Origin of the sequence: Serratia sp. CY56464 (genome assembly GCF_052168435.1) — a bacterium.
Classification (GTDB): Bacteria; Pseudomonadota; Gammaproteobacteria; order Enterobacterales; family Enterobacteriaceae; genus Serratia; species Serratia marcescens.
Genome location: NZ_JBJNMV010000003.1, coordinates 322,785 through 347,968, shown reverse-complemented (window position 1 = coordinate 347,968; position 25,184 = coordinate 322,785). Strand labels below are relative to the sequence as shown.

Sequence of the window (25,184 nt, the reverse complement as noted above, 5' to 3'; positions counted from 1 at the left end):
TTAGTTGCCGCTTAAGTACTTAACTAAGTACCTCGAACTTAACCCCCGCAGGCTGGTGTACCCTGAAGAGGACAGCTCTTAATCCTTGCGTTGCTGGAGACGCCGTAGCGATCTCTCGCGCCGAGTATGCTCCCGGCTGAGATCCAGCAAGATTTCCTCGATAAACGCCAAGTGGCGATGCGAGGCTTCACGGGCCTTTTCCGGCTCGCGTGCCACAATCGCCTCAAAAATTCCGGCGCGGTGGCTGCTCACTTTTGCCAACATCTCACGGCGCGAGTAGAGCAATTCAAAGTTCTGACGCACGTTCTGTTCCAGCATCGGCCCCATGCAGCGTAGCAGGTGAAGTAACACAACGTTGTGAGCGGCTTCGGTCACGGCGATTTGATACTGCATGACCGCATCGGCTTCGGCGTCGAGATCGCCGCTGTCTTGAGCCTGTTGAATCACGATGTGGCAATCGCGGATGCGCGCCAGATCTTCATCGGTGCCGCGCAGCGCCGCGTAATAGGCGGCAATGCCTTCCAGCGCGTGACGGGTTTCCAGCAGATCGAACTGTGATTCGGGATGGTCGGCCAGCAGCTCGGCCAGCGGATCGCTGAAGCTCTGCCACAGATTAGTTTGCACGAAGGTGCCGCCGCCCTGACGGCGCAGGAGCAGCCCTTTCGCTTCAAGGCGCTGAATGGCCTCTCTCAGAGAAGGACGGGAGACATCAAATTGTTTCGCCAGCTCGCGCTCCGGAGGCAGTTTTTCGCCTGGGCGCAGTGTCCCCTCGAGGATCAGGTATTCGAGCTGTTGCTCGATAACATCTGACAACTTGGGTTGGCGGATTTTGCTGTAGGCCATGAGTGAATTCTTCTCTGCGAATGGCGCGGAGTCAATTGGTAATACCAATTTCAAAAACGTGACGGTAAAGTAACAAAGTATTCACCTCCTGTCCATACGGGCCTTGATCGAAATCAGGTTACCCGCACATTTTAACACCCCGCTGAAAACCCCGCTGCAAACCGGTAACGCCGTGATGGTATTACCATTTACGCGGCGGGTTGGGGATTTAACTTTTACCAAACCTTACGCAAGGCAGAGTGCAAACTTTTTGCCCGAGTTTTATTGCATGGTTATGACGCTTTAATGAATGGCTATTTGGCGAGCGGCGCAACGGTGGTTCGTTCATTATTTGAATGCGCCCCACCGTTCAGATCTACGTTATTTTTGCGCATTATGTGATTTGTTGCTTATTTCATGCACTGAATCCCCCCCGCCGTCACACAACCCGCATTTTGTTTCCTAAACTGCTGCAATCTTAATCACTCACACGACAAAGCAGGTGCAAACCGACGCACATAACATTATTCTCTGCCAAACGGTAGCGGCGCCGTGGAATTAATAGCTATAACGCCGTAAATAAAACAAAACACACATCGTAACCACTGCTTTACAAGCAGATGGGCATTCACAACGACAGAGGGTTAGATTGATGGATGGTCAACAGCATGGTGACCAGCTGAAACGCGGCCTGAAAAACCGCCATATTCAGCTCATCGCCTTAGGTGGCGCAATCGGCACCGGGTTATTTCTCGGTATCGCTCAAACAATAAAAATGGCCGGCCCGTCAGTGCTTCTCGGCTACGCCATCGGCGGCTTCATCGCGTTTCTGATCATGCGCCAGCTGGGGGAAATGGTGGTGGAAGAGCCGGTCGCCGGCTCCTTCAGCCACTTCGCCTACAAATACTGGGGCAACTTCGCCGGCTTCGCCTCCGGCTGGAACTACTGGGTGCTGTATGTCCTGGTGGCGATGGCGGAGTTGACCGCGGTCGGCATCTACGTGCAGTACTGGTGGCCGGAGATCCCCACCTGGGTTTCCGCCGCGGTGTTCTTCCTGGCGATCAACGCCATCAACCTGGCCAACGTCAAAGTTTACGGCGAGATGGAGTTCTGGTTCGCCATCATCAAAGTGGTGGCGATTATCGGCATGATCGTGTTCGGCGCCTACCTGCTGTTCAGCGGCATGGGCGGCCCGGAAGCCACCGTCACCAACCTGTGGGCGCAGGGCGGGTTCTTCCCGAACGGCGTCATGGGCCTGGTGATGGCGATGGCGGTGATCATGTTCTCCTTCGGCGGCCTCGAGCTGGTCGGCATCACCGCAGCCGAAGCCGACAACCCGCAAAAAAGCATTCCGAAAGCGACCAATCAGGTGATCTACCGCATCCTGATCTTCTATATCGGTTCGCTGGCCATTCTGCTGTCGCTGTACCCGTGGGGCAAAGTGGTCGAAGGCGGCAGCCCGTTCGTGCTGATCTTCCACGCGCTGAACAGCAACCTGGTGGCGACCGTGCTGAACATCGTGGTGCTCACCGCCGCGCTGTCGGTCTACAACAGCTGCGTCTACTGCAACAGCCGCATGCTGTACGGCCTGGCGCAGCAGGGCAACGGCCCGAAAAGCCTGCTTAAGGTCGACGGCCGCGGCGTGCCGGTGGTGGCCATCGGCATTTCCGCCCTCGCCACCGCGCTGTGCGTGCTGATTAACTACCTGATCCCGGGCCGCGCCTTCGAACTGCTGATGGCGTTGGTGGTATCGGCGCTGGTGATCAACTGGGCGATGATCAGCCTGGCGCACCTGAAGTTCCGCGCCGCCAAAAATCGCGAAGGCGTGGTGCCGAAGTTCAAAGCGTTCTGGTATCCGTTCAGCAACTACCTGTGCCTGCTGTTCATGGCCGGCATCCTGGTGATCATGTACCTGACGCCGGGCATTCAAATCTCGGTGCTGCTGATCCCGGTGTGGGTAGCGATCCTGGCCGTCGGTTACGCCATCAAACAGCGCAGCCAGCGCGTCGACGGCGTCACCAGCCGTTGAACCCCGTGACCGCGCAATAAAATGGCCCGCAGATGCGGGCCATTTTTTTCGCCTGAACGCCGCTTACTTGCGCAGCGCTTTCACCTGCTCGGCGGTGACGTCCGCCGGCAAACCGCCCCAGGTCACCCGCAGGTAATTCACCAGTTCCGCCACTTCAGCATCGCTCAGACGCTCGCCGAAGCCCGGCATGCTCTGCATGCTTTCACCGTTCGGGAACTGCTGGGCCGGCAGGCCGTCCAGCACCGACACGATCAGGTTCTTGCCGTCCGCCTGGCGCAGCGTGGCGTTATCGCGCATCGCCGGTGCGACGTGCGGTTTGCCTTCGCCTTCGCGCGCATGGCAGCCGGCGCACTGATCCAGATAGGTCATGCGCCCGGCATCGCTGCCCTGCCCCATTTTCACCGGCACTGCCGCCGGCGGCTGCTCGCCCATCAGATACAGCGCCAGCGCCTGATGGTCTTCCGGCGTCAAATGACGGGTGCTGAGATCCACCACCATGTGCATCTCGCTGAAGGCGGAACCCTGCGGTGCGAGGCCGGTGCTGAGGAAGCGGCTGACGTCCTGCGGCGTCCAGCCGCGCTGCGCCAGACCGTGCGGCGTAATGTCCGGCGCCATGAAGCGGCCGAGATCGCCGCCCTGCATCGGTTTGCCGAGATCCATCTGCCCCAGCGCGCCGCGCGGCGTGTGGCATTCGCCACAGTGGCCCAGCACGTCGGCCAGATAGCGGCCGCGCTGCCATTGCGGCGAGCTGCCGTGCGAGCTGGCCGGCAACGGATCCTGACTGCGGAACAACAGATTCCAGCCGATCAGCGCCATGCGCTGGTTAAACGGAAATGGCATGTCGTTGGCCGGAATGGCCACGTCCACCGCCGGGCGCGTCATCAGGTAAGCGTAGATGTCGTCGGCGTCCTGACGCGACATGCCCTTATACGAAGTGTAAGGCATCGCCGGGTACAGGTGCCGCCCGCCCGGCGCCACGCCCTGCGTCAACGCCAGGAAGAAGTCGTCCTTGCTCCAGCGCCCGATGCCGTGGTCGGCCGACGGTGTCAGGTTACTGCCGTAAATCGTGCCGAACGGCGTGTCCAGCGGATAGCCACCGGCCAACGGCGCCCCACCGCTGGCGGTATGGCAGGCGGCGCAGTCGGCGGCCTGCGCCAGATAGCGGCCGCGGGCGATCTGTTCGGCGCTGGCGGTTACCTGCTGCACCGGGCCGTCGTAACGGCGGTTTTCCCGCCACCACAGCAGCGCAATCACCACGATCGCCACCAGCACAATCAACACTGCGAGACGTTTTTTCATTGCGCCGTCTCCTTCAGCAGGCCCGGCGTTTTCAGCACTACGTCGCGCACCGCTTCGTAGTAGCGCACGTAGCCGGTGCAGCGGCAGATGTGGCTATCCAGCGCCTGCTCGATGGCATTCTCCAGCTGATCGCGGGCGATCGGCTCACGCTTGAGCTTTTCCACGAAAATGGTGGCGGCGTTGACGAAGCCCGGCGTGCAGTAGCCGCACTGGAAGCTGTAGTGTTCCAGAAACGCCTGCTGGATCGGCGACAGCTCAACCACCTCGCCCTGCTCGTCCACCCTGGCGTGGCCTTCGACAGTGCGCACTTTCTTGCCGTTGAAGAAATGCGCGCCGGTGATGCAGGTGCGCACCTCTTCGCTGGTGCCGCTCGGGTGATCGACGATTGCCACGCAGGCGTGGCAAATGCCCTGCCCGCAGCCGAGGCGCGAACCGGTCAAATCGAGATACTCGTGCAGGAAATCGATCATCATCAGGCCTTCCGGCACCTCGATCGGGCCGTACTGCTTTTCGTTGATGGTCAGGGAAATCGGCTGGGTTTTAATGCTCATTGTAATACCTCACGAATATTTTCTGCACGAACGGGCAAATCACGGAAACGGTGGCCGGTGGCGTCGGCGATGGCGTTGACCAGCGCGGCCACGATCGGGATCATCACCACCTCCGCCATGCCTTTCGGCGGATCGGTTTCCGACAGCGCCGGCAGGATGTCGCCGCTCTGTTTCCACACCGCCACATCACTGGCGCGCGGCAGGTGGTAACGGTTGAAGTTCCAGGTGCCGTTGCCCGGGCCGTCTTCGTACAGCGGTAAATATTCGTGCAGCGCATGGCCGATGCCCATCGCCAGCCCGCCCTGCAGCTGGCCGGAAACCAGTTCCGGCACGATCAGGTTGCCGCACTCCATGATCGAGTGGTGATTCAACAACTCCACCTGGCCGGTGGCGATATCCACCGCCACTTCCGCCAACGTGCCGACGGCGCTGTAGTAGGTCACCGCCGCATTGTTGCGCTGGGTCGGCGGGTAGTAGACCTGCCCGCGCGCCAGCGGTTTGAATTCGCCGCCGGCGTTGCGCAGCGCCATGCCGTCGATCGGCAGGCGTTCGCTTTTGCCGTTCAACGTGAAATCGGCCTCCGCCCACTGCCAGCGGTTGAACACGTGCACCGCGGCACCGGTGACGCCGCCCATCTGATAAGCCGTCTTGGCCAGCAGCTCAAGGCTCAGCACCGACATGCCCGCCGCCGTCAGGCCGCCTTCGACCCAACGCGCATCTTCGCGCCGCACCACCAGCGGCGCCGCCTGGCCGCCGCCGATACCGGCCTGCCACAGCGCCATCGCCGCCGGCCACAGGCCGTGATCGAAGATCAGGCGCGCCGCTTCGCGAGTGCTGTGCGAGAAGTAATAGGCCGAGTTGCTGGCGCTGGACGGCGAACAGTAGCTCGGCGTCCAGTTGGGGTTGGTTTGCAGCTTGTCCTGCTCTTCCTGCGACATCAGGTAAGGATCGCCGCTGGTGACCATCGGCAATACCGACCAGTCGGTGACCGAGAAGTGCGCTTCGTCGGCCGGTTTGCCCAGCCACTGCGCGCACAATACCGACTGCGAGGTCGACATGCCGGTGCCCATCTCCGCGCCGCTGTGATGCAGGGTGATGCGGCCATCTTCGCTCAGCTCCACCCGGGCGAACGAAGTTTCCGCCCCGGTGCCGAAGTCTTTCTGCACGCAGCCGAAGCCGACGCCATAGCGCTTGCCGGGATGGCGGCTCTCAAACTCGGCCTTGCGTTCGGCGCGCTTGAGCCACATCTCGTGCTTCGCCGCCTTCTCCAGCACTTCATCGGCGCGGATCGCACCGGCCGGGATCGCCCCCTGGGTGTTTTTCATGCCGGATTTCAGCACGTTGCGCAGGCGAAACTCGATCGGGTCGATCTTCAGCTCGGCGGCCAGCTCATCCACCATCATCTCGGTGGCGGCCATGCTTTGCAGCGTGCCGTAACCGCGCGCCGAACCGGCGTCGATGGCGCGTGAAGCCAACCCGACCGACGACAGATCGCTTTTCGGGAAGTAGTAAATCGACTGGGCGGCGGTTGCGCCGACCATCACCACCGAAGGGGTAAAGTTGCTGCGGCCGCCGCCGTCCGCGGTCATGTCACCGAGGAACGACTGCATGACGCCGGTCTGCTTATTCACCGCGATGCGGTAGTTCATGTCGAACGCGTGGCGCTTCAACGCCGTCTGGAACTGTTCGAAGCGATCATTGGCCAGGCGCACCGGGTGGCCGTCGCCATACATCGCCGCCACCGCGCCGTAATACGGGAAGTTGTAGTGGTCTTTCGAGCCGTAGCCCACGGTGTAGCACGGGTGCAGGATCAGCTGTTTCACCGGCGGGTTGCGCTTGGCCAGCATGCGCGGCATCTCGTCGGCCACTTCCTGCGGCGACTGAGTCGGTACCACCAGATGCAGGGTTTGCGTCTGCGCGTCGAACCAGCCGTTGGCGTTGTCCGGCTCCAGCGCCGAGGTGTCGATCGACTGCGTGGTGTAGCGGCGCGACATTACCAGCCAGTCGGCCGGCGGGTTCGCCATCTCGTCGGCGATCATCCCCGCATAGCGCATGCCTTCCTGATCCAGCTTGCCGCCCTCACGCCCTTCCGGCCACACCGGCAGGTGTTTTTTCATCGACACCGGGAAGATCGGCGTGTCCTTCAGGCTGGAGAAGCGGTCGTCGTCGAACGGCTGTTCTCCCCCCACCCGCACATAGCGGAAGCTGCCCCAGGGATCGCGCTCCAGCGGGCCGGTGACCGCGCCGTATTTGATGGTTTCTTCGCGGAATTTCAGCCTGTCCTTGGCGAAGCGGAAACGGGCGAAGTCGTGATAGATCAGGATCGCCACCGCCTGGCCGAGGTAGGCCGGGGTTTTGCCGCTCGGCAGCAGCATGTCGTCACCGTAGAACGCCGGAAAGGCCAGGCCGTCGCGCGCCAGATCTTCCGCCGTCACCAGGCGATCGGGCTGCAGATCGTCCCCCAGCAGCGACAGATCGACGCCTTCGAACAGCCGGTCGGCTTTGGTCACGCGCAGAATGAAGGCGTGCGCCTGTTTCTGCGGCCAGTGCGGCATGTCCACCGCGCGGATATCGCGCGCGAACACCTTCTGCCCCATGACCTTGGCGCGGCCATCGATACGGAAACGGACGCGCTTGGCCTGCGGATCCCAGTTGGGCGACTGGAGGATTTTTTGCTCGAACAGCGCGGCGTAGGCACGGCTGTACAGGGGGGCGAGGTACACGGAGACCCCCGCAATCACGGCGCTTTTGATAAAGCGGCGCCGCGACGGGTTGAAATTGCTCATAAATAAGTCCTTCACGTCTTTCTTGTAATTGGTTTTTGTTCGCGGTGTTGTTGCGCAAACGCTGACGACCTTGCCGTAGACGTCATAAGCATATGCTTATAACTAAAATTATGTGATGATTAACAGGTTGTTTTCAACAAAAAAACATTTACAAAACACAGGTAGTTTGTAGGCTAATAAATAATTTGCGCAAACGCGGACTTCAACCATGACCACGGGCATTGTCATTACCGCCGCCGGACGCGGAGAGCGCTTTATTCAGGCCGGCGGCCAGGGCAACAAATTGAACGCCGGATTTGCCGATGCGGCGGGCGAGCAGAGATCGCTGTTTGAACACACCCTGCGCCGGGCATTGGCCTCCGGCCTGCCGGTACATGTGGTGGCCCGGCCGGATAATCTGCCGGTGCTGGCAGCCTGCGCCGCCAACCAGGTGCCGGTCACCCTGCTCGCCAGCGCGGGCCTCGGCGACTCAATCGCCGCGGGCGTTGCGGCCACGCCGCACTGGCAAGGCTGGCTGATCCACCTGGCCGATATGCCGTTCGTCGGCGCCGACGTTTTCCGACAGGTGGCGGATGCCTTGCGGCAGCACCCGATCGTGCGCCCCAGCTATGCGCAACAGCCCGGCCACCCGGTCGGCTTTTCCGCCCGATTGCGCAAACCACTTTGCCAACTGCGCGGCGATAATGGCGCGCGTGAACTGCTGCAAGGCGCAGCGGTGCACCTGCTGCCGCTTGAACACCCCGGCGTCGTGCGGGATATTGATCTTCCATCGCAACTCCCGGCCAGCGAGTAAATTCACCTATGCAACATCTTGATGTCACCGTGGTCAGCCAGGCGATAAGCTGGCTGCAACAACAGCCGGTCTGGTTATGCACCGTGCTCAGCACCTATGGCTCTTCGCCGCGGTCGCCGGGCGCGTTGATGGCCGCGACCCGCGACGGCCGCTACAGCGGCTCATTGTCGGGCGGGTGCGTGGAGGAGGACTTTCTGCGGCGCGTGGCCGCCGGGGAGTATCAAGCGGCCAGCCAGGTGATCCGCTACGGCGAAGGCGGCATGACGCCCAATGTGGCGCTGCCGTGCGGCGGCGTGCTGGACGTGCTGATCGAGTATCTGCCGGCGGGAGAAGCCAGCGTCGCTTACCTGCGGCGCATCGCCGGCGCGCTGGAAGGGCATCATGCGTTGCTCAAACGCCTGACGTTGCCCAACGCCTGCCATAGCCTTGAGCAGAGCCATTTCACCAGCGCCACTCAGGTTGAACGCCGGCTCGAACAGATTACCCTGCATATCGCGGCCGCGCCGCGCCTGCTGATCGCCGGGCTGTCCAGCGTGGCGCTGTACTGCGCCGATTTCGCCGTAGCGCTGGGGTTTGAGGTGCTGGTGTGCGAGAACCGCCCGGAGGCGCTGGATAACTTCGCCGCCGAGTTAAAACCGGGCGTGACGCTGCTGCGCCAGTTTCCGGCCAAGTTCATTGAGGACGGCGGTTGCCACGCCAATACCGCCGTCGTGGCGCTGACCCACGATCCGCGTATGGACGATCTGACGCTGATGGAAGCGATCCACACCCCGGCGTTTTACATCGGCGCCATGGGCTCGCTCAGAAACAGCGCGCGGCGGCGCCAGCGGTTGCAGCAGATCGCCGAATTCACGCCGCAGGAGTTGGAACGCATTCACGCGCCGATCGGCCTGCCGCTCGGCAGCAAAACCCCGGCGGAGATCGCTCTGGCGGTGATGGCGGCGATCGTGCAGCAAAAAAACCGGCGGCCGGCCGCCGACGGGATCAGTGCAGCGGCACCACCGGCACCAGATGTTGCAGCTCCAGGTGCAGCTCCTCTTTCCCGCTCAGCGAATAGCTGAACACCGTCATGTCCGGCCCGTCGCCGCGGGCCAGCCCCATTTCGGGCAGCACCTGCGTGTAGATTTGAATGATGTGGTCATTGAGCGCCACCGGCTTGCCGGAATAGCGAAAACGGCAAAACTCGCCGTGGACCTCCGGCAGCGGCTCCAGCGCCACGCCTTCACGCAGCGGATAGTCCGCCGTCACGCCCAGGGTATAGTCGACCCTGACCCGCTCGCCGTCCGGCACCAGTTGGGTAAACGAATAGGTCTGCGCCGGACGCTCGCCCAACAAGGTGTAGAACTGCGCCCGCAGCGCGCTGCGCTGCGGCAGATGCGACTTGTCCAACTTTTCGATATCCAGGTGATAAGCGTACTGTTTGCCCTGAAAGGCGTATTGCCCTCTGGCGATGCTGACGCGTTCGACCTGAATATCGCCGGGCTGGCTGGCCGCCAGCGAACGCACCAGATTGCTGAAGTCCTGTTTGCGGGCATGACGATAAACGCTAGGCGATTCGGCGAAATGTTTCTTGAAACAGCGCGAGAATGTCTGCTGATTATCGAATTGATATTCAACCGAAATATCGAGGATGCTCTTCTGCGTGAAACGCAAGGCGAAGGCGGCGATGTAGAGGCGGCGAGCGCGAATGTAGGAAGCTAACGATAATCCGGTCTGCTTCTTGAACATGCGCTGCAGGTACCATTTCGTATAGCCTGACTTGGCGGAAACGATATCCAACGACAGCGGATTGGTCAGGTTATCTTCAATCCAGACCAGTAACTCCCTGATGTGACTTTCCTGCGTGCCCATGTGCTTGCCGAACCTTATGTTGCCGATATTCCATTAGTCGAATTTTAGTGCTATTCGCGTAGGGTATACAGGTTAAAACTCGACGTCCAGCAAGCTACAGGACTTTACACAATCCCCTCCACCGCCCGCGGGCGGTGGAGGGGGCAGCGATTATTTCAGACAGCTGGCGCACTGACCGGCCTGGATCTTCTGGAAGAAGTCATTGCCTTTGTCATCCACTAGGATAAACGCCGGGAAATCTTCCACTTCAATTTTCCAGATCGCTTCCATGCCCAGCTCAGGGTACTCCACGCACTCCAGGCTCTTGATGCTCTGCTGCGCCAGCACCGCCGCCGGGCCGCCGATGCTGCCGAGGTAGAAGCCGCCGTGCTTGTGGCAGGCATCCGTCACCTGCTGGCTGCGGTTGCCTTTCGCCAGCATGATCATGCTGCCGCCGTGAGATTGCAGCAGATCGACGTAGGAATCCATACGTCCGGCGGTGGTCGGCCCCAAGGAACCGGACGCGTAGCCTTCCGGCGTTTTGGCCGGGCCGGCGTAGTAAATCGGGTGATCCTTGACGTACTGCGGCAGGCCTTCACCGCGATCCAGACGCTCTTTCAGCTTGGCGTGCGCGATATCGCGGCCGACGATGATGGTGCCGCTCAGCGACAGGCGGGTGGAAACCGGGTACTGCGACAACTGTTTGAGGATCTCGGCCATCGGGCGGTTGAGATCGACCTTGATCGCTTCGCCCTCCCCGGCCTGGCGCAGCTCCTGAGGAATGAATTTACCCGGATTGTGCTCCAGTTTTTCCAGCCAGATGCCATCGCGGTTGATCTTGCCTTTGATGTTGCGATCCGCCGAGCAGGAGACGCCCATACCGACCGGGCAGGAGGCGCCGTGGCGCGGCAGGCGCACCACGCGGATATCGTGCGCGAAGTATTTGCCGCCGAATTGCGCGCCCAGCCCCAGGTTTTGCGCTTCTTGCAGCAATTCCGCTTCGAGTTCCAGATCGCGGAACGCCTGGCCATGCTCGTTGCCTTCGGTCGGCAGGCCATCGTAATACTTGGTCGAGGCCAGCTTGACGGTTTTCAGCGTCGCTTCCGCCGAGGTGCCGCCGATGACGAACGCCACGTGATACGGCGGGCAAGCCGCGGTGCCCAACGTGCGCATCTTGTCGACCAGGTAGTTTTTCAGTTTGCCCGGCGACAGCAGCGCCTTGGTTTCCTGGTACAGATAGGTTTTGTTGGCGGAGCCGCCGCCCTTGGCGATGCACAGGAATTTGTACTCTTCGCCGTCCACGCTGTAGAGATCGATCTGCGCCGGCAGGTTGCTGCCGGTATTGACCTCTTTATACATATCCAGCGCGGCGTTCTGCGAATAGCGCAGGTTCTCTTCGATGTAGGTGTTGTAGACTCCGCGCGACAGCGCTTCTTCATCGCCGCCGCCGGTCCAGACGCGCTGGCCCTTTTTGCCGACGATGATCGCCGTGCCGGTGTCCTGGCAGGTCGGTAAAATACCCTTGGCGGCGATTTCTGAGTTACGCAGAAATTGCAGCGCAACGTACTTGTCGTTTTCGCTGGCGTCCGGATCGTCGAGGATATCGGCCACCTGCTGTTGGTGCGCCGGGCGCAGCATGAACGAGGCGTCGTGGAACGCATGCTGGGCAAGCAGGGTTAACGCTTCAGGGGCAACTTTCAGTATTTCCTGGCCTTCAAACTCGCTCACGGAAACGTGGTCGCGGCTCAGCAGATAATATTCGGTATCGTCTTTCTTCAGCGGGAACGGATCTTGATAGTGGAACGGTTTATTCGACATTGATCTCTCACTTGCAACATCAGCTGCGTTAAATTCACACTTGCGGCGCGCGAGGCGGCGCCTTGTCAAAAAACTGCCTCCACCTTACGTATTTTTAATCAGTCAGTTATTGCGCCAAATCGCAAAATAACCGCTCTTTGCGTAAGGGATTACCACAGGCGGCGTTTCAACCTTGTCCGGTGAGAACTGCGGGTACAGGCTCATCATGCACGCTTTATTATCCCGCAGTTAACACATTGATTACAATCCATCGACGGCGATCGTCTTATCAATGTGGCGAAAAACCGGCGCACAACGCCAAGAAAGCGTCGGATGCGGATTTAGGCCGGGGCATATTGTCAGCCGCCGCGCCATTGCTTAAGCTAGGCCGCAATGAACAAACCAAGAATCCCCATCGCGCTGCAACAAGCGGTGATGCGCTGCCTGCGAGAAAAGCTGCAGTTGGCACGCCGGCATTTTGCCGTCGAGTTCCCCGAACCCAGCATCGTCTATCAGCAACGCGGCACCAGCGCGGGCACCGCCTGGCTGCAAAGCTGGGAAATCCGTCTGAACCCGGTGCTGCTGCTGGAAAACCAACAGCCGTTTATCGATGAAGTGGTGCCGCACGAGCTGGCGCACCTGCTGGTGTTTCGCCAATTCGGCCGGGTGGCGCCGCACGGCCGCGAATGGCGCTGGATGATGGAAAGCGTACTGCTGACCCCCGCCAGCCGCACTCACCGTTTCGAAACCGCCTCGGTGCAAAGCAAAACCTTCCCCTACCGCTGCGGCTGCGGACAGCACCAGCTCACCATTCGCCGCCATAACCGCGTGCTGCGCGGCGAAAGCGAATACCGCTGCCGCCGGTGCGGCGAAAAACTGAAATTTCTTGCTAGCGAGAACCTTTAGTTAAACGATTTATACGTTAAAACAAGCAAATATCGCCATTTGCCACTGCCGGCAAGTTCCGTTACCCTGCCTGCTTTTCCAATTTTGAGCTGTTTTGGAATATGCTTCGCAGAATTTTGTTTATGGCGGTTTTCGCCGCAGGCGCCGTACAGGCGCACGGCATCAATAATTTTTCTCAGGCTAAGGCGGCGGCGGCCAAGATTAACCAGGATGCGCCGGGCAGTTTTTACTGCGGCTGCCGCATCGACTGGCAAGGCAAGAAGGGCATCCCAGATCTCGCCGGCTGCGGCTATCAGGTGCGTAAAAACGCCCAACGCGCGCAGCGTATCGAGTGGGAACACGTGGTGCCGGCCTGGCAGTTCGGCCACCAGCTGCAGTGCTGGCAGGACGGCGGGCGCAAGAACTGCAACAAAGACGCCACCTATCGCCAGATCGAAACCGATCTGCACAACCTGCAGCCGGCGATCGGCGAAGTGAACGGCGACCGCAACAACTTCATGTACAGCCAATGGAACGGCGGCGCGGGCCAGTACGGGCAATGCCCGATGAAGGTGGATTTCAAGAATAAACAGGCGGAGCCGCCCGCCCGCGCGCGCGGCGCCATTGCCCGCACCTACTTCTACATGCGCGATCGCTACCAGCTGCGGCTGTCACGCCAGCAAACCCAGCTGTTCGAGGTGTGGAACCGGCAATATCCGGTGAGCCAATGGGAATGTCAGCGCGAAGCACGTATCGCCAAGGTGCAGGGCAACCACAACCCCTATATTCAACAGGCTTGTCAGCAGCGGAAAAGCTAACCTACTATAGCCTTTATCTTTCATGGCGCCGCCAACCCGCGGCGCCGTTTCGTCAGGATCAGACTACCCATGCGCATACCCCGCATTTACCATCCGCAGCCGTTGACCGACCGGGCGGAGATCGCCCTCAGCGAGGACGCCGCCAACCACGTCGGGCGCGTGCTGCGCATGAGCGCCGGGCAGGCGCTGCAGCTGTTCGACGGCAGCAACCAGGTGTTCGACGCCGAGATAGTCCGGGTGGACAAAAAGAGCGTGCTGGTGCGCCTCGGCGACGGCCGCGTGGATGACATCGAATCGCCGCTCAACCTGCACCTGGGCCAGGTGATCTCGCGCGGCGAGAAGATGGAGTTCACCATCCAGAAATCCATCGAGCTGGGCGTCAACGTCATCACCCCGCTGTTTTCCGAGCGCTGCGGCGTGAAGTTGGACGGCGAGCGTCTGGCGAAGAAAATCCAGCAATGGCAAAAGATTGCCATCGCCGCCTGCGAACAGTGCGGCCGCAACCGCATTCCCGAAATCCGCGAGGCGATGTCGCTGGAAGCCTGGTGCGCCGAGCAGGACGGCAGCCTGAAACTCAACCTGCACCCGCGCGCCAGCCACAGCATCAACACGCTGCCGCAGCCGGTGGATCATGTTCGCCTGCTGATCGGCCCGGAAGGCGGTTTGTCCGCCGACGAAATCGCCATGACCACCGACCACGGATTTACTGATATTCTGCTGGGACCACGCGTTCTGCGTACCGAAACCACAGCGCTCACCGCCATTACCGCTCTGCAGGTCCGCTTCGGCGACCTGGGTTAAAGGAGAAAAGATGATTAAGCTCGGCATCGTGATGGATCCTATCGATTCCATCAACATCAAGAAAGACACCAGCTTCGCCATGCTGCTCGAAGCGCAGCGCCGCGGTTACGAATTGCACTACATGGAGATGAACGATCTCTATCTGCACGCCGGTGACGGGCGCGCGCGCACCCGCCTGCTGAGCGTGAAGGAAGACAAGGAGAGCTGGTTCAGCTTCGGCGCCGAGCAGGATCTGGCGCTGCACGAACTGGACGTGATCCTGATGCGCAAGGATCCGCCGTTCGATACCGAATACATCTATGCGACCTACATTCTGGAACGCGCCGAAGTTAAAGGCACGCTGGTGGTCAACAAGCCGCAAAGTCTGCGCGACTGCAACGAGAAGCTGTTCACCGCCTGGTTCTCGGAACTGACGCCGGATACGCTGGTCAGCCGCAGCGCCGCGCACATCCGCAAATTCCACCAGCAGCACGGCGACATCATCCTGAAACCGCTGGACGGCATGGGCGGCGCATCTATCTTCCGCGTGAAGCAGGACGATCCTAACCTGTCGGTGATCATCGAAACCCTGACCGAACACGGCAGCCGTTTCTGCATGGCGCAGAACTTCCTGCCGGCGATCAAGGACGGCGACAAACGCATCCTGGTGGTGGACGGCGAGCCGGTGCCTTACTGCCTGGCGCGCATTCCGGCGCAGGGTGAGACCCGCGGCAACCTGGCGGCCGGCGGCCGCGGCGAAGCGCGCCCGCTGAGCGAAAGCGACTGGAAAATCGCCCGCGCCGTCGCCCCGACGCTGAAAGAGAAAGGGCTGATCTTCGTCGGCCTGGACGTGATCGGCGATCGCCTGACCGAGATCAACGTGACCAGCCCAACCTGCGCACGCGAGATTGAGGCGGCATTCCCGATTTCGATTACCGGCATGCTGATGGACGCGATTGAAAAGCGCCTGGCGGCGAAGTAATGCGTCATGCGGGCGGCATGCCGCCCGCTATCCCGTATCGCGCCCGCCAAAGCGCGCCTTTCGGCAACGGCTTGAAAGGCGGCGGGTATAGCCGCATACTGGCGGCTGTTTATTTTCTCACCCATTGATTACCTTATACTAACGCCATGAATTTACAGCACCATTTTCTGATCGCCATGCCAACGCTGCAGGATCCTCGCTTCAAGCGCTCGGTGATTTACATTTGCGAGCACAATGAAGAAGGCGCCATGGGTTTGGTGATCAATAAACCGGTGGAGCAGTTCACGGTAGCCACGGTGCTGAGCAAGCTGAAGATCATGCCGCCTGCGCGCGATCCGGCCATCAGCCTGGACAAGCCGGTGTTCGCCGGCGGCCCCCTGGCGGACGATCGCGGGTTTATCCTGCATACGCCGCGCCACGGCTTCGGCGCCAGCATTCAAATTTCGCCCAACACCATGATCACCACCTCGAAAGACGTGCTGGAAACGCTCGGCACGCCAGAGCAACCGGACGACGTGCTGGTGGCGCTGGGTTATGCGGGTTGGGAAAAGGGCCAGTTGGAGCAGGAAGTATTGGAAAACGCCTGGCTGACCATCGAAGCCAACACCGACATTTTGTTCCGCACGCCGATCGCCAGCCGCTGGCGCGAGGCGGGGAACCTTTTGGGTATCGACATTCGCAGCATCGCCAACCACGCAGGACATGCCTGATGAGCAACCGCACCATTATCGCCTTCGACTTCGGCACCAAAAGCATCGGCGCGGCCGTCGGCCAGGAGTTGACCGGCAGCGCCCGCGCCTTGCCGGCTTTCAAAGCGCAGGACGGCTCGCCGGACTGGCTGAAAATCGAAAAGCTGCTGAAGGAGTGGCAACCGGATTTGGTGGTGGTCGGCCTGCCGCTGAACATGGACGGCACCGAACAGCCCGTTACCGCCCAGGCGCGCAAGTTCGCCAACCGCCTGCACGGCCGCTTCGGCATCCAGATCGATCTGCATGACGAGCGCCTGAGCACCGTGGAAGCGCGCGCCAACCTGTTCGATCGCGGCGGCTTCCGCGCCCTTGATAAAGGCAGCGTGGATTCCGCCTCCGCGGTGGTGATCCTCGAAAGCTGGTTCGAACGGCAGCTGGGCTAAACGCCCGCCCTTTCCCCCGCGCACTCCCCCAACACGCCGGCGTCGATCCGCTGCTGCAAACCTTGCTCAAAGGTTTGCATGCCGGACTGCGCGCCGGTTTGCAACACGCTCGCCAACTGATGCGTTTTCCCTTCGCGGATCAGGTTGCTGACCGCCGCCGTCGCCGTCAGCACTTCAAAGATCGCCACGCGTCCGCCGCCGGGGCGCCTCATCAGCTTTTGCGCGATCACCGCCTGCAGGCTGCCGGCCAGCTGGGCGCGCACATAGGGTTTCTCTTCCGCGGGAAACACGTCCACCAGCCGTTCTACCGCCTGCGGCGCGCTGCGGGTATGCAGCGTCGCCAGCACCAGGTGGCCGGTCTCCGCCGCAGTGAGCGCCAGCCGGATGGTGGCGGTATCGCGCAGCTCGCCCAGCAGGATCACATCCGGATCTTCGCGCAGCGCGGCGCGCAACGCCGCATCGAAGCTGTGGCTGTCGCGGCCGATCTCCCGCTGCTGGATCAGCGATCGCCGGCTGCGGTGCAGGAACTCGATCGGATCTTCCAGCGTCAAAATATGCCGCTGCTGGTGCCGGTTGATCTCGTCGATCATCGCCGCCAGCGTGGTGGACTTGCCGCTGCCGGTGGCGCCGGTGACCAGGATAAGCCCGTCGTCGCGCCGCAGCAGCGCCGGGACGATGACCGGCGCCGCCAGCTCGGCAAGCGAAGGCGATTGCCCGGCGATACGCCGCAACGCGAGAGAAATCCCCGCGCTTTGTTGAAAAACGTTGGCGCGCAACCGCTCCCCGCCCGGCCTGTGCAACGCCAGATCGACCTGCCCCAGCCGCCGCAGGCTCTCGCGCTGCTGCGCATTCAGCAATCCGTCGCAGAGGGCCTGCACGCCTTGCGCCGTCAGCGTTGGCGCCGCCGCCAGCGGCTGCAGTTCACCGTCGATGCGCAACATCGGCGGATGACCGGCACAAAGGTGCAGATCGGAAGCATTATGCTTTACACTAAGGGCCACGAATTCATCGATATCCATATCACTCTCCCGGGTCAATAATGAGCACTATCCAACAGAACCTGCAGGATGTCAGAAACCGCATCGCGGCCGCCGCGCGAAATTGCGCGCGGGCGCCAGAAGAAGTTGCCCTGCTTGCAGTCAGCAAAACCAAACCTGTGGCGGCGATCGAAGAAGCCATCGCCGCTGGCCAGCGCGCCTTCGGCGAGAACTACGTGCAGGAAGGGGTAGACAAGATCCGGCATTTCGCCGAGTCGCCGCAGGGCGGCGAGTTGGTGTGGCACTTTATCGGCCCGCTGCAATCCAATAAGAGTCGGCTGGTGGCGGAACATTTCGCCTGGTGTCATACCGTGGATCGGCTGCGCATCGCCCAGCGCCTGAGCGATCAGCGCCCGGCCGACCTGCCGCCGCTCAACGTGCTGATTCAAATCAACATCAGCGATGAGCAGAGCAAATCCGGCATCGCGTTAAGCGAGCTGCCGGCGCTGGCCGACGCGATCGCCGCACTGCCGAACCTGACGCTGCGCGGCCTGATGGCCATCCCGGCGCCGGAAGCGGATTATCAGCGGCAGCTGGCGGTATTCAACCGGATGAACGACGCCTTTCTCGCCCTGCGCCAGCGTTATCCGCAGGTCGATACGCTGTCGATGGGCATGACGGACGATATGGCGGCGGCGATTGCCGCAGGCAGCACCCTGGTGCGCATCGGCACCGCAATTTTTGGCGCCCGCGACTACTCGCAGGCCTGACACACAGACGAGGGATTTGATGCAACATCGCAAGATTACCTTTATCGGCGCCGGCAACATGGCGCGTGCAATCATCGCCGGCCTGGTGGCGGGCGGCTATCCGGCCAAATCCATCAGCGTCTGCGCCCCTTCGGCGAAAAACCGTGACGCGCTGGCGGCGGACTACGGCATCGTCAGCAGCGGCGACAACGTCGCCTGCGCGCGTGAAGCCGAGGTGGTGGTGCTGGCGGTCAAACCGCAGATGATGGCCGACGTGTGTCAGCCGCTGCGCGAACAGGTCGATTTCAGCGGCAAGCTGGTGCTGTCGATCGCCGCCGGCATTCAGGTCAGCCGTTTCTATCAACTGCTCGGCGACAAGCTGGACATCGTGCGCATCATGCCCAACACTCCGTCGCTGGTCGGCAAGGGCATGAGCGGGCTGTACGCGCCGGCGCAGGTCAGCCAGCGGGATCGCGATTACACCGGCGATTTAATGGCGTCGGTCGGTAAAGTTTGCTGGGTCGATGACGAAAATGGCATCAACGGCGTGATCGCCGCCGCGGGCAGCGCTCCGGCCTATTTCTTCCTGTTTATGGAGGCGATGCAAAAAGAGGCCGAGCGCATGGGCTTCGACAGCCAGACCGCGCGCGATCTGGTGCAACAGGCCGCTTCCGGCGCCGCCGCATTGGTGGAAGCCAACCCGGATACGCCGCTGGGCACGCTGCGCGAACAGGTGACCTCCAAAGGCGGCACCACCGCCGAAGCGCTGCGGGTGTTCAACGAACGCCAACTGCCGGAAACCGTGGGGCAAGCGATGCAGGCCGCCGTTTCCCGCGCCCAAGAGATGGAAAAATTATTTTAAATAACCGCGAGTTAAGGAGAAGGACCACTTCATGCTAACGCTGACTTTCCTGGTCAAGACCGTTATTGATCTGTACGTGATGGTGCTGTTGCTGCGCATTTGGATGCAGTGGGCGCGCACCGATTTTTACAACCCGTTCTCACAGTTTGTGGTGAAGATCACCCAGCCGGTGGTCGGCCCACTGCGCCGCATCATCCCGTCACTGGGGCCTATCGACAGCGCTTCGCTGCTGCTGGCGTTCCTGCTGATGACCATCAAGTACCCGCTGCTGCTGCTGATTCAGGGCGGCGCGATGTCGCTCAGCCCGTATAACCTGCTGTTCGGCCTGATCTCGCTGGTGAAGTCCGCCGGCTACCTGATCTTCTGGGTGATGATCATTCGTGCGCTGATGAGCTGGATCAGCCAGGGCCGCAGCCCGATCGACTACGTGATGTACCAACTGACCGAACCCTTGATGGCGCCGATCCGTCGCATCATCCCGGCGATGGGGGGCATCGACTTTTCCGCCATGGTAGTGATCCTGATCCTCTATCTGATCAACTACCTGGGCATGGATCTGTTCGGCGAGATCTGGTTCCTGCTGTGAGTGCGGTCACTCCGGTGCTGGACGGGCTGACGATCAGGCTATATATTCAGCCGAAAGCCAGCCGCGACCAAATTATCGGCTTGCATGGCGACGAACTAAAAGTCGCCATCACCGCCCCGCCGGTCGACGGCCAAGCCAACGCCCATCTGATCAAGTTTATCGCCAAGCAGTTCAAAGTGGCGAAAAGCAACGTCACCATCGAGAAAGGCGAACTGGGGCGGCATAAACAGTTACGCATCGTGAATCCGCAACAGATCCCCGCCGTGGTCGCGGCGCTATACACAAAGTAGCTGGAGCCGCAGCAAGGCGGCAAGGGCTTGAGTCCCCAGGAGCTGGGTCACTCCAGTGACTGGGGTGAGAGCGTGCAGCCAACGAGGCTGCGGCTTCAGATACGCAGAGTATCATCGAATAATTTTCAAGGTAGTCACTTATGCAAAAAGTCGTTCTTGCCACCGGTAACCCGGGCAAAGTGCGCGAACTTGCCGACCTGTTGGCCGATTTCGGCCTGGACGTGGTCGCGCAAACCGATCTGGGCGTGGAATCCGCCGAAGAAACTGGCCTGACGTTTATCGAAAACGCCATCCTGAAAGCGCGCCATGCGGCACAGGTCACCGGCCTGCCGGCGATCGCCGACGACTCCGGTCTGGCAGTGGACGCGCTGGGCGGCGCGCCGGGCATCTACTCCGCACGCTATGCCGGCGAAGATGCCGACGATCGGCAAAACCTCGACAAGCTGCTGGCGGCGTTGAAAGACGTGGCGCCGGGCCGGCGCGGCGCGCAATTCCATTGCGTGCTGGTCTATCTGCGCCATGCGGCAGACCCGACGCCGCTGGTGTTCCACGGCAGTTGGGCCGGCGAAATCACTGAGCAGGCCGCCGGTGAAGGCGGCTTCGGTTACGACCCTGTCTTCTACGTGCCGGAGCTGGGCCGCACCGCCGCCGAGCTAAGCCGCGACGAGAAGCGGGCGATTTCGCACCGCGGCAAGGCGCTGAAGCTGATGTTGGAAGCCATGCGCAATGCTTAAGCTGCCCCCGCTGAGTCTCTACATCCATATCCCGTGGTGCGTGCAGAAATGCCCGTACTGCGACTTCAACTCCCATGCGCTGAAGGGTGACGTGCCGCATCAGGAGTATGTCGATCATCTGTTGGCGGATCTGGATGCCGACCTGCCGCTGGCCGGCGGCCGGGAAATCAGCACTATCTTTATCGGCGGCGGCACCCCCAGCCTGCTGAGCGCCGAGGCGATGCAGGCCTTGCTGGACGGGGTGCGGGCGCGCATTCGCGTCGCCGACGACGCCGAAATCACCATGGAGGCTAACCCCGGCACCGTGGAAGCCGATCGTTTCAGCGGCTACCAGCGCGCCGGCGTCAACCGCATCTCCATCGGGGTGCAAAGCTTCAGCGCCGAGAAGTTGAACCGTCTGGGGCGCATCCACGGCCCGGAAGAAGCCAAACGCGCGGCGACGCTGGCGACCGGCCTTGGCCTGCGCAGCTTCAACCTCGATCTGATGCACGGCCTGCCGGATCAGTCGCTGGAAGAGGCGCTGGACGATCTGCGCCAGGCGATCGCCCTCAATCCGCCGCACCTGTCGTGGTATCAGCTGACCATCGAGCCGAACACCCTGTTCAGCTCACGCCCGCCGGTCTTGCCGGACGACGACGCGCTATGGGACATTTTCGAGCGCGGCCACCAGCTGCTGAGCGCCGCCGGATACCAGCAGTATGAAACCTCGGCCTACGCCAAGCCGGGCTACCAATGCCAGCACAATCTCAACTACTGGCGCTTCGGCGACTATCTGGGGATCGGCTGCGGCGCGCACGGCAAGGTGACCTTCAGCGACGGACGCATCCTGCGCACCGCCAAGACCAAGCACCCGCGCGGCTTTATGCGCGGCGACTACATGGACAAGCAGCATGAGGTGGCGGCGGCGGATCGGCCGTTCGAGTTCTTCATGAACCGCTTCCGCCTGCTGGAAGCCGCGCCGCGCGCCGACTTCGTCAACTACACCGGGCTGGCGGAAAGCGTTATTCGCCCGCAGCTGGACGAAGCGCTGGCCAAAGGCTATTTGGAAGAAACCGCGGAGCATTGGCAAATTACCGAGAAGGGCAAGCTGTTCCTCAACTCGCTGCTGGAACTGTTCCTGGCGGACGACGAGTAAAAAAAAAGCGCTGAATGATCAGCGCTTTTTTTCATGTTCAGGCGGCATTATGAGGGCGGTACGTCACGTCGCCCCTTCAGCAATCCCTCAACGGAAACATCCTCGTCCAACGCATCCCAATGGATACCGCGAGCGCTGAGCTCATACCCCGCCCGCTGTTCTTGCGTCGCATTCAACAAACGCGGAAACCAGGCCAGTGGCACGCCAATAATTCGGGCGTCGCTCAGTTCGACCCACATCGTCGCATCGTCAAAGCTGACGCGTTTAGCCGAAATACGCATGCCAAGCCTCTAAAAACAATGCCTGATAGGTATCAACCAGAATTTCGCTTCGCCTCAGCGTCTCTGATATGGATATGCGATATCTATCCGTTACTTCAACGCTTTAAGCAGATCCTTGCGCTGGGTTTCCAGTGCGGTGACGCGGTTGCACACGTCATGACCGAAGTTCTGGAAGTCCTGCTCCTGATTGTTCCATTCGTTCTGGATCGCCTTCTGCAAGCCGCCCAGATTGCCCATGATCGCCTGCAGCGGGTTACCGCCGCTGTTGGCGGCCTGTTTGACGCCCATTTCGTTCAGGCTGTCCTGCAGCACGCCGCCCATGCTCTGCTGCACGATGTTGCGGCCATCCTGTTCCACCTGGTCAATCGCCTGGTGGTGGAAGGTCAGGCCGTCGCTGCGGTGCTCGATGATGCGGTTCATCTGCTGTTTCAGTTGGCCGTTCAGGGTGGTCAGCCGGTTGCGCACGTTGCTGCTGCTGCCCAGCTCTTTAACGATCACTTTATCCAGCGCTGCGCGGGCTTTCTCCAGGTGTTTCTGCGCGCCGTCGTCGATCCACGGCAGTTGCTTGCGCAAGGCGCTCTGGTAACTGAAGGCTTTCTGCCGCTGGCTGTCGTTCAGGCTCAGCGCCTGGCCGTTGCGGATCACGTCGCCATCCGGCGATATTTGCAGGTCGCCGCTGGCGCCTTTCACCTGCACGCTCTGCGGGCTGATGATCACATCGTCCTGGGGTTTAACGCTGCATTGGTACTCGGCGTGGGCCTGCGCGGCAGTCGCCGCCAGCAGCAGTAAGGCTAACCCGGTTTTCTTCAACATAGCTTCTCCTGACTCCCATCCAGACTGGGATTAAAAAATCGAACGACCGATACGTTGAGACAACAGTTCCAGCGCCGCAGTTCCCGCCAGCGAGTTGCCGGAAGCATCCAGTTCCGGCGACCAGACGACGATCGACAGCTCGTCCGGCACGATGGCCACGATACCGCCGCCCACGCCGGACTTGCCCGGCATCCCCACCCGATAGGCGAACTCGCCGGCGCCGTCGTACATGCCGCTGGTCATCATCAGGGCGTTGATCTGCCGGGCCTGCAGCGGGCTGATCACCGCCTCGCCGCTGAGATCGCGGCCGTGATTGGCCAGATAGACGAAGCTGCGCGCCAGTTCCACGCAGCTCATGCGCAACGCGCAGTAGTGGAAATAGGTTTGCAGCACGGTGATGACGTCGTTTTCGAAGTTGCCGAACGACTTCATCAGATAGGCGATGGCCGCATTGCGATCGGAGTGTTCGAACTCGGAGCGCGCCACCCGCAGGTCATAGGCCAGGTCGTCTTCACCGGCCAGCTGACGCACCACCTCCAGCATGCGCTGTTTGGGTGCGCTGAGCCGGGTTTGCAGCATGTCGCACACCACCAGCGCGCCGGGGTTGATAAACGGATTGCGCGGTTTGCCCTGCTCCATCTCCAGCTGCAGCAGCGAATTGAACGGCAGGCCGGAAGGCTCTTTGCCGACGCGCCGCCAGATCTCAGGCTCCTGATAGCGCGTCAGCGCCAGCGTCAGGCTCAGCACTTTGGAGATCGACTGGATGGAGAAGCGCTCCGCGGCGTCGCCGGCCTGGAACAGTTCGCCATCCACCGTACACACGGCGATCGCCAGCCGATCGGCGGGCACTTCCGCCAATGCCGGGATGTAGTCGGCCACTTTCCCCTGGCCAATCAGCGGGCGCACCTGTTGCAGGATCTCTTCCAGCAACGCGTTATCCAATGTTGTTACCACCTCGGTCACACTCCGGGCAAAACAAAGGCGCCGTTAAGGCACCTTAAATCCATCCCCGTCATACTTGAATCCGCATCTGTGTTGGCTGCGAGCGCTCACCCCAGTCACTTACTGAAGTAAGCTCCTGGGGAATCACCCTCTTGCCGCCGTGATGCGAATCCAATTATTTAGGGGGAAATAAGCGGCGCGAAGCCGCGCTCATCGGGCAGCCGCGATCAATCCCACCAGATATCGAACAGATCGCTGACCTTAACATCGGTCAGTTTGCGCGCTTCCAGCCAGTTTTTCACCAGTTCGCGATGCTCGTCGGTGCAGTGGCCGATCTTCTGCAGGCAGATCAGACCTTCCCATTGCAGGTAGCCGCTGCCGTCAAACGCCAGGCCGTTCGGCTCGATCACTTCATCGATGAAGGTATCCAGCGTGCTGTCGATGTCTTCCACCGACGTGCCTTCGGCGAAGCGCCAGGCTACGGAGAAACCCAGCTCCTGAAATTCTTCAATGTGCAACTTTTTACGTAAACGACGACTGCGGTTCTTAGCCATTATTCTTTCCTCTCAAACATCAAGTCCCAAACGCCATGTCCCAGGCGCTGGCCGCGTAATTCAAATTTCGTCAGTGGGCGCGAATCCGGACGCGGCACGTAATCATTATCGCTGGAAAGATTACGGTAGCCTGCGACCCCGTTCATAACCTCTAACATATGTTCCGCATAAGGTTGCCAATCGGTGGCCATGTGGAAGACCCCGCCGGTCTTCAGCTTGCGCAGCACCAGTTCGACAAACGGCGTTTGCACGATGCGGCGCTTATTGTGGCGCGCCTTGTGCCACGGATCGGGGAAGAACAGCTGCACCATGTCCAGCGAGCCGTCCGGGATCATGTTTTCCAGCACTTCAACCGCATCGTGGCACATCACGCGCAGGTTGCTCAGCTTCGCCTCGTGGGCGTCGGCCAGGCAGGCGCCCACGCCCGGCGAGTGCACTTCGATCCCTAAAAAGTTCTGCTGCGGATTGTTGCCCGCCATGGTCACCAGCGAGGCGCCCATGCCAAAACCGATCTCCAGCACCGTCGGCGCTTCGCGGCCGAACAGCGCGGCGAGATCGACAGCCTCAGCCTGATACTCCACGCCCATCACCGGCCAATAGTTCTCCAGCGCGTGCTGCTGGCCTTTGGTCAGCCGCCCCTGGCGGCGAACAAAACTGCGGATACGGCGCATCGCGCGGCCGTTCTCATCAAATTCCGGGGAGATGACGTCATTAATCATAGTGCTTTCTGTCTGTTTGGCTGCCAATTAGGGAAACG

The 25,184-nt window shown here is 61.1% G+C and carries 27 protein-coding genes; 15 read left to right on the top strand and 12 right to left on the bottom strand.

Annotated features, from left to right (window positions below):
* Nucleotides 1-78 precede the first annotated feature (78 nt).
* Complete coding sequence (gene pdhR / locus ACJ8KE_RS17815) at nt 79-843, bottom strand: pyruvate dehydrogenase complex transcriptional repressor PdhR (RefSeq protein WP_004937490.1); 765 nt, start codon at nt 841-843, stop codon at nt 79-81.
* Nucleotides 844-1,474: 631 nt separating this feature from the next.
* Here pdhR and ACJ8KE_RS17810 point away from each other — a divergent pair.
* Entirely contained in the window at nt 1,475-2,851 is a 1,377-nt protein-coding gene (locus ACJ8KE_RS17810; RefSeq protein ID WP_004937488.1) for an amino acid permease, read from the top strand.
* Nucleotides 2,852-2,914: 63 nt separating this feature from the next.
* Here ACJ8KE_RS17810 and ACJ8KE_RS17805 read toward each other — a convergent pair whose 3' ends face one another.
* The 3 genes from ACJ8KE_RS17805 to ACJ8KE_RS17795 are packed head-to-tail and all read right to left on the bottom strand — an operon-like array spanning nt 2,915 to nt 7,487.
* Complete coding sequence (locus ACJ8KE_RS17805; protein WP_016930076.1) at nt 2,915-4,150, bottom strand: cytochrome c; 1,236 nt, start codon at nt 4,148-4,150, stop codon at nt 2,915-2,917.
* Nucleotides 4,147-4,701: a (2Fe-2S)-binding protein gene (locus ACJ8KE_RS17800; RefSeq protein ID WP_015379038.1), complete on the bottom strand. Its 555-nt coding sequence runs from the start codon at nt 4,699-4,701 to the stop codon at nt 4,147-4,149. Before ACJ8KE_RS17800 ends, ACJ8KE_RS17805 begins: the two co-directional genes overlap by 4 nt.
* Entirely contained in the window at nt 4,698-7,487 is a 2,790-nt protein-coding gene (locus tag ACJ8KE_RS17795) for a xanthine dehydrogenase family protein molybdopterin-binding subunit (protein ID WP_117287305.1), read from the bottom strand. The genes ACJ8KE_RS17800 and ACJ8KE_RS17795 overlap by 4 nt, the downstream gene beginning before the upstream one ends.
* Nucleotides 7,488-7,695: 208 nt before the next feature.
* On the opposite strand from ACJ8KE_RS17795, the gene ACJ8KE_RS17790 reads away from it, so the two are divergent.
* Nucleotides 7,696-8,280 carry a nucleotidyltransferase family protein gene (locus tag ACJ8KE_RS17790; protein ID WP_016930078.1) on the top strand — a complete coding sequence of 195 codons (585 nt, stop codon included), beginning with the start codon at nt 7,696-7,698 and terminating at the stop codon, nt 8,278-8,280.
* 8 nt (nt 8,281-8,288) lie between these two features.
* The gene (locus ACJ8KE_RS17785) at nt 8,289-9,341 is read left to right on the top strand and encodes an XdhC family protein (RefSeq protein ID WP_049300545.1); all 1,053 of its coding nucleotides are present in this window, start codon (nt 8,289-8,291) and stop codon (nt 9,339-9,341) included.
* On the opposite strand, the gene ACJ8KE_RS17780 is transcribed toward ACJ8KE_RS17785, so the two are convergent.
* Nucleotides 9,265-10,131, bottom strand: coding sequence for a helix-turn-helix domain-containing protein (locus ACJ8KE_RS17780; protein ID WP_016930080.1), 867 nt, complete (start codon nt 10,129-10,131; stop codon nt 9,265-9,267). The two genes, ACJ8KE_RS17785 and ACJ8KE_RS17780, sit on opposite strands and share 77 nt — an antisense overlap.
* Nucleotides 10,132-10,281: 150 nt before the next feature.
* A complete protein-coding gene (fumA, locus tag ACJ8KE_RS17775; protein WP_016930081.1) occupies nt 10,282-11,928 on the bottom strand; it encodes a class I fumarate hydratase FumA in 1,647 nt (548 codons plus the stop codon).
* Between the two features lie 372 nt (nt 11,929-12,300).
* On the opposite strand from fumA, the gene ACJ8KE_RS17770 reads away from it, so the two are divergent.
* From ACJ8KE_RS17770 to ruvX, 6 genes are all read left to right on the top strand, one after another.
* Entirely contained in the window at nt 12,301-12,813 is a 513-nt protein-coding gene (locus ACJ8KE_RS17770; RefSeq protein WP_016930082.1) for a SprT family zinc-dependent metalloprotease, read from the top strand.
* 101 nt (nt 12,814-12,914) lie between these two features.
* Nucleotides 12,915-13,610, top strand: a complete 696-nt coding sequence (endA, locus tag ACJ8KE_RS17765; protein ID WP_025304243.1) for a deoxyribonuclease I — start codon at nt 12,915-12,917, stop codon at nt 13,608-13,610.
* Nucleotides 13,611-13,679: 69 nt separating this feature from the next.
* Nucleotides 13,680-14,411: a 16S rRNA (uracil(1498)-N(3))-methyltransferase gene (gene rsmE, locus ACJ8KE_RS17760; protein WP_049300547.1), complete on the top strand. Its 732-nt coding sequence runs from the start codon at nt 13,680-13,682 to the stop codon at nt 14,409-14,411.
* 10 nt (nt 14,412-14,421) lie between these two features.
* Nucleotides 14,422-15,372 carry a glutathione synthase gene (gshB, locus tag ACJ8KE_RS17755; RefSeq protein ID WP_016930084.1) on the top strand — a complete coding sequence of 317 codons (951 nt, stop codon included), beginning with the start codon at nt 14,422-14,424 and terminating at the stop codon, nt 15,370-15,372.
* Between the two features lie 146 nt (nt 15,373-15,518).
* Nucleotides 15,519-16,082 carry a YqgE/AlgH family protein gene (locus ACJ8KE_RS17750; protein ID WP_004937452.1) on the top strand — a complete coding sequence of 188 codons (564 nt, stop codon included), beginning with the start codon at nt 15,519-15,521 and terminating at the stop codon, nt 16,080-16,082.
* Nucleotides 16,082-16,504, top strand: coding sequence for a Holliday junction resolvase RuvX (gene ruvX, locus ACJ8KE_RS17745; RefSeq protein ID WP_015379046.1), 423 nt, complete (start codon nt 16,082-16,084; stop codon nt 16,502-16,504). The genes ACJ8KE_RS17750 and ruvX overlap by 1 nt, the downstream gene beginning before the upstream one ends.
* On the opposite strand, the gene ACJ8KE_RS17740 is transcribed toward ruvX, so the two are convergent.
* Nucleotides 16,501-17,523, bottom strand: a complete 1,023-nt coding sequence (locus ACJ8KE_RS17740; protein WP_123867895.1) for a type IV pilus twitching motility protein PilT — start codon at nt 17,521-17,523, stop codon at nt 16,501-16,503. The genes ruvX and ACJ8KE_RS17740 overlap by 4 nt on opposite strands.
* Before the next feature lie 20 nt (nt 17,524-17,543).
* Here ACJ8KE_RS17740 and ACJ8KE_RS17735 point away from each other — a divergent pair, with 20 nt between their 5' ends.
* From ACJ8KE_RS17735 to hemW, 6 genes are all read left to right on the top strand, one after another.
* On the top strand, nt 17,544-18,251 hold the full coding sequence (locus ACJ8KE_RS17735; protein WP_123867896.1) for a YggS family pyridoxal phosphate-dependent enzyme: 708 nt from the start codon (nt 17,544-17,546) through the stop codon (nt 18,249-18,251).
* Between the two features lie 19 nt (nt 18,252-18,270).
* The gene (proC, locus tag ACJ8KE_RS17730; RefSeq protein ID WP_079450221.1) at nt 18,271-19,092 is read left to right on the top strand and encodes a pyrroline-5-carboxylate reductase; all 822 of its coding nucleotides are present in this window, start codon (nt 18,271-18,273) and stop codon (nt 19,090-19,092) included.
* 31 nt (nt 19,093-19,123) lie between these two features.
* A complete protein-coding gene (locus ACJ8KE_RS17725) occupies nt 19,124-19,678 on the top strand; it encodes a YggT family protein (protein ID WP_016930090.1) in 555 nt (184 codons plus the stop codon).
* The gene (gene yggU / locus ACJ8KE_RS17720) at nt 19,675-19,968 is read left to right on the top strand and encodes a DUF167 family protein YggU (RefSeq protein WP_117287303.1); all 294 of its coding nucleotides are present in this window, start codon (nt 19,675-19,677) and stop codon (nt 19,966-19,968) included. The genes ACJ8KE_RS17725 and yggU overlap by 4 nt, the downstream gene beginning before the upstream one ends.
* Before the next feature lie 140 nt (nt 19,969-20,108).
* Nucleotides 20,109-20,702, top strand: a complete 594-nt coding sequence (locus ACJ8KE_RS17715; RefSeq protein ID WP_016930092.1) for an XTP/dITP diphosphatase — start codon at nt 20,109-20,111, stop codon at nt 20,700-20,702.
* Entirely contained in the window at nt 20,695-21,837 is a 1,143-nt protein-coding gene (gene hemW, locus ACJ8KE_RS17710) for a radical SAM family heme chaperone HemW (RefSeq protein WP_048796774.1), read from the top strand. The genes ACJ8KE_RS17715 and hemW overlap by 8 nt, the downstream gene beginning before the upstream one ends.
* 47 nt (nt 21,838-21,884) lie before the next feature.
* On the opposite strand, the gene ACJ8KE_RS17705 is transcribed toward hemW, so the two are convergent.
* The 5 genes from ACJ8KE_RS17705 to trmB all read right to left on the bottom strand — a co-directional run bounded on the left by ACJ8KE_RS17705 (nt 21,885) and on the right by trmB (nt 25,146).
* On the bottom strand, nt 21,885-22,118 hold the full coding sequence (locus ACJ8KE_RS17705) for a DUF2442 domain-containing protein (RefSeq protein ID WP_370530994.1): 234 nt from the start codon (nt 22,116-22,118) through the stop codon (nt 21,885-21,887).
* A 90-nt stretch (nt 22,119-22,208) separates the two neighbouring features.
* The gene (locus ACJ8KE_RS17700) at nt 22,209-22,931 is read right to left on the bottom strand and encodes a DUF2884 domain-containing protein (protein WP_234213169.1); all 723 of its coding nucleotides are present in this window, start codon (nt 22,929-22,931) and stop codon (nt 22,209-22,211) included.
* A 30-nt stretch (nt 22,932-22,961) separates the two neighbouring features.
* On the bottom strand, nt 22,962-23,885 hold the full coding sequence (glsB, locus tag ACJ8KE_RS17695; protein WP_004937414.1) for a glutaminase B: 924 nt from the start codon (nt 23,883-23,885) through the stop codon (nt 22,962-22,964).
* 215 nt (nt 23,886-24,100) lie between these two features.
* Nucleotides 24,101-24,427, bottom strand: a complete 327-nt coding sequence (locus tag ACJ8KE_RS17690) for a YggL family protein (RefSeq protein WP_004937412.1) — start codon at nt 24,425-24,427, stop codon at nt 24,101-24,103.
* Complete coding sequence (gene trmB, locus ACJ8KE_RS17685; protein WP_016930097.1) at nt 24,427-25,146, bottom strand: tRNA (guanosine(46)-N7)-methyltransferase TrmB; 720 nt, start codon at nt 25,144-25,146, stop codon at nt 24,427-24,429. Before trmB ends, ACJ8KE_RS17690 begins: the two co-directional genes overlap by 1 nt.
* Nucleotides 25,147-25,184 lie beyond the last annotated feature (38 nt).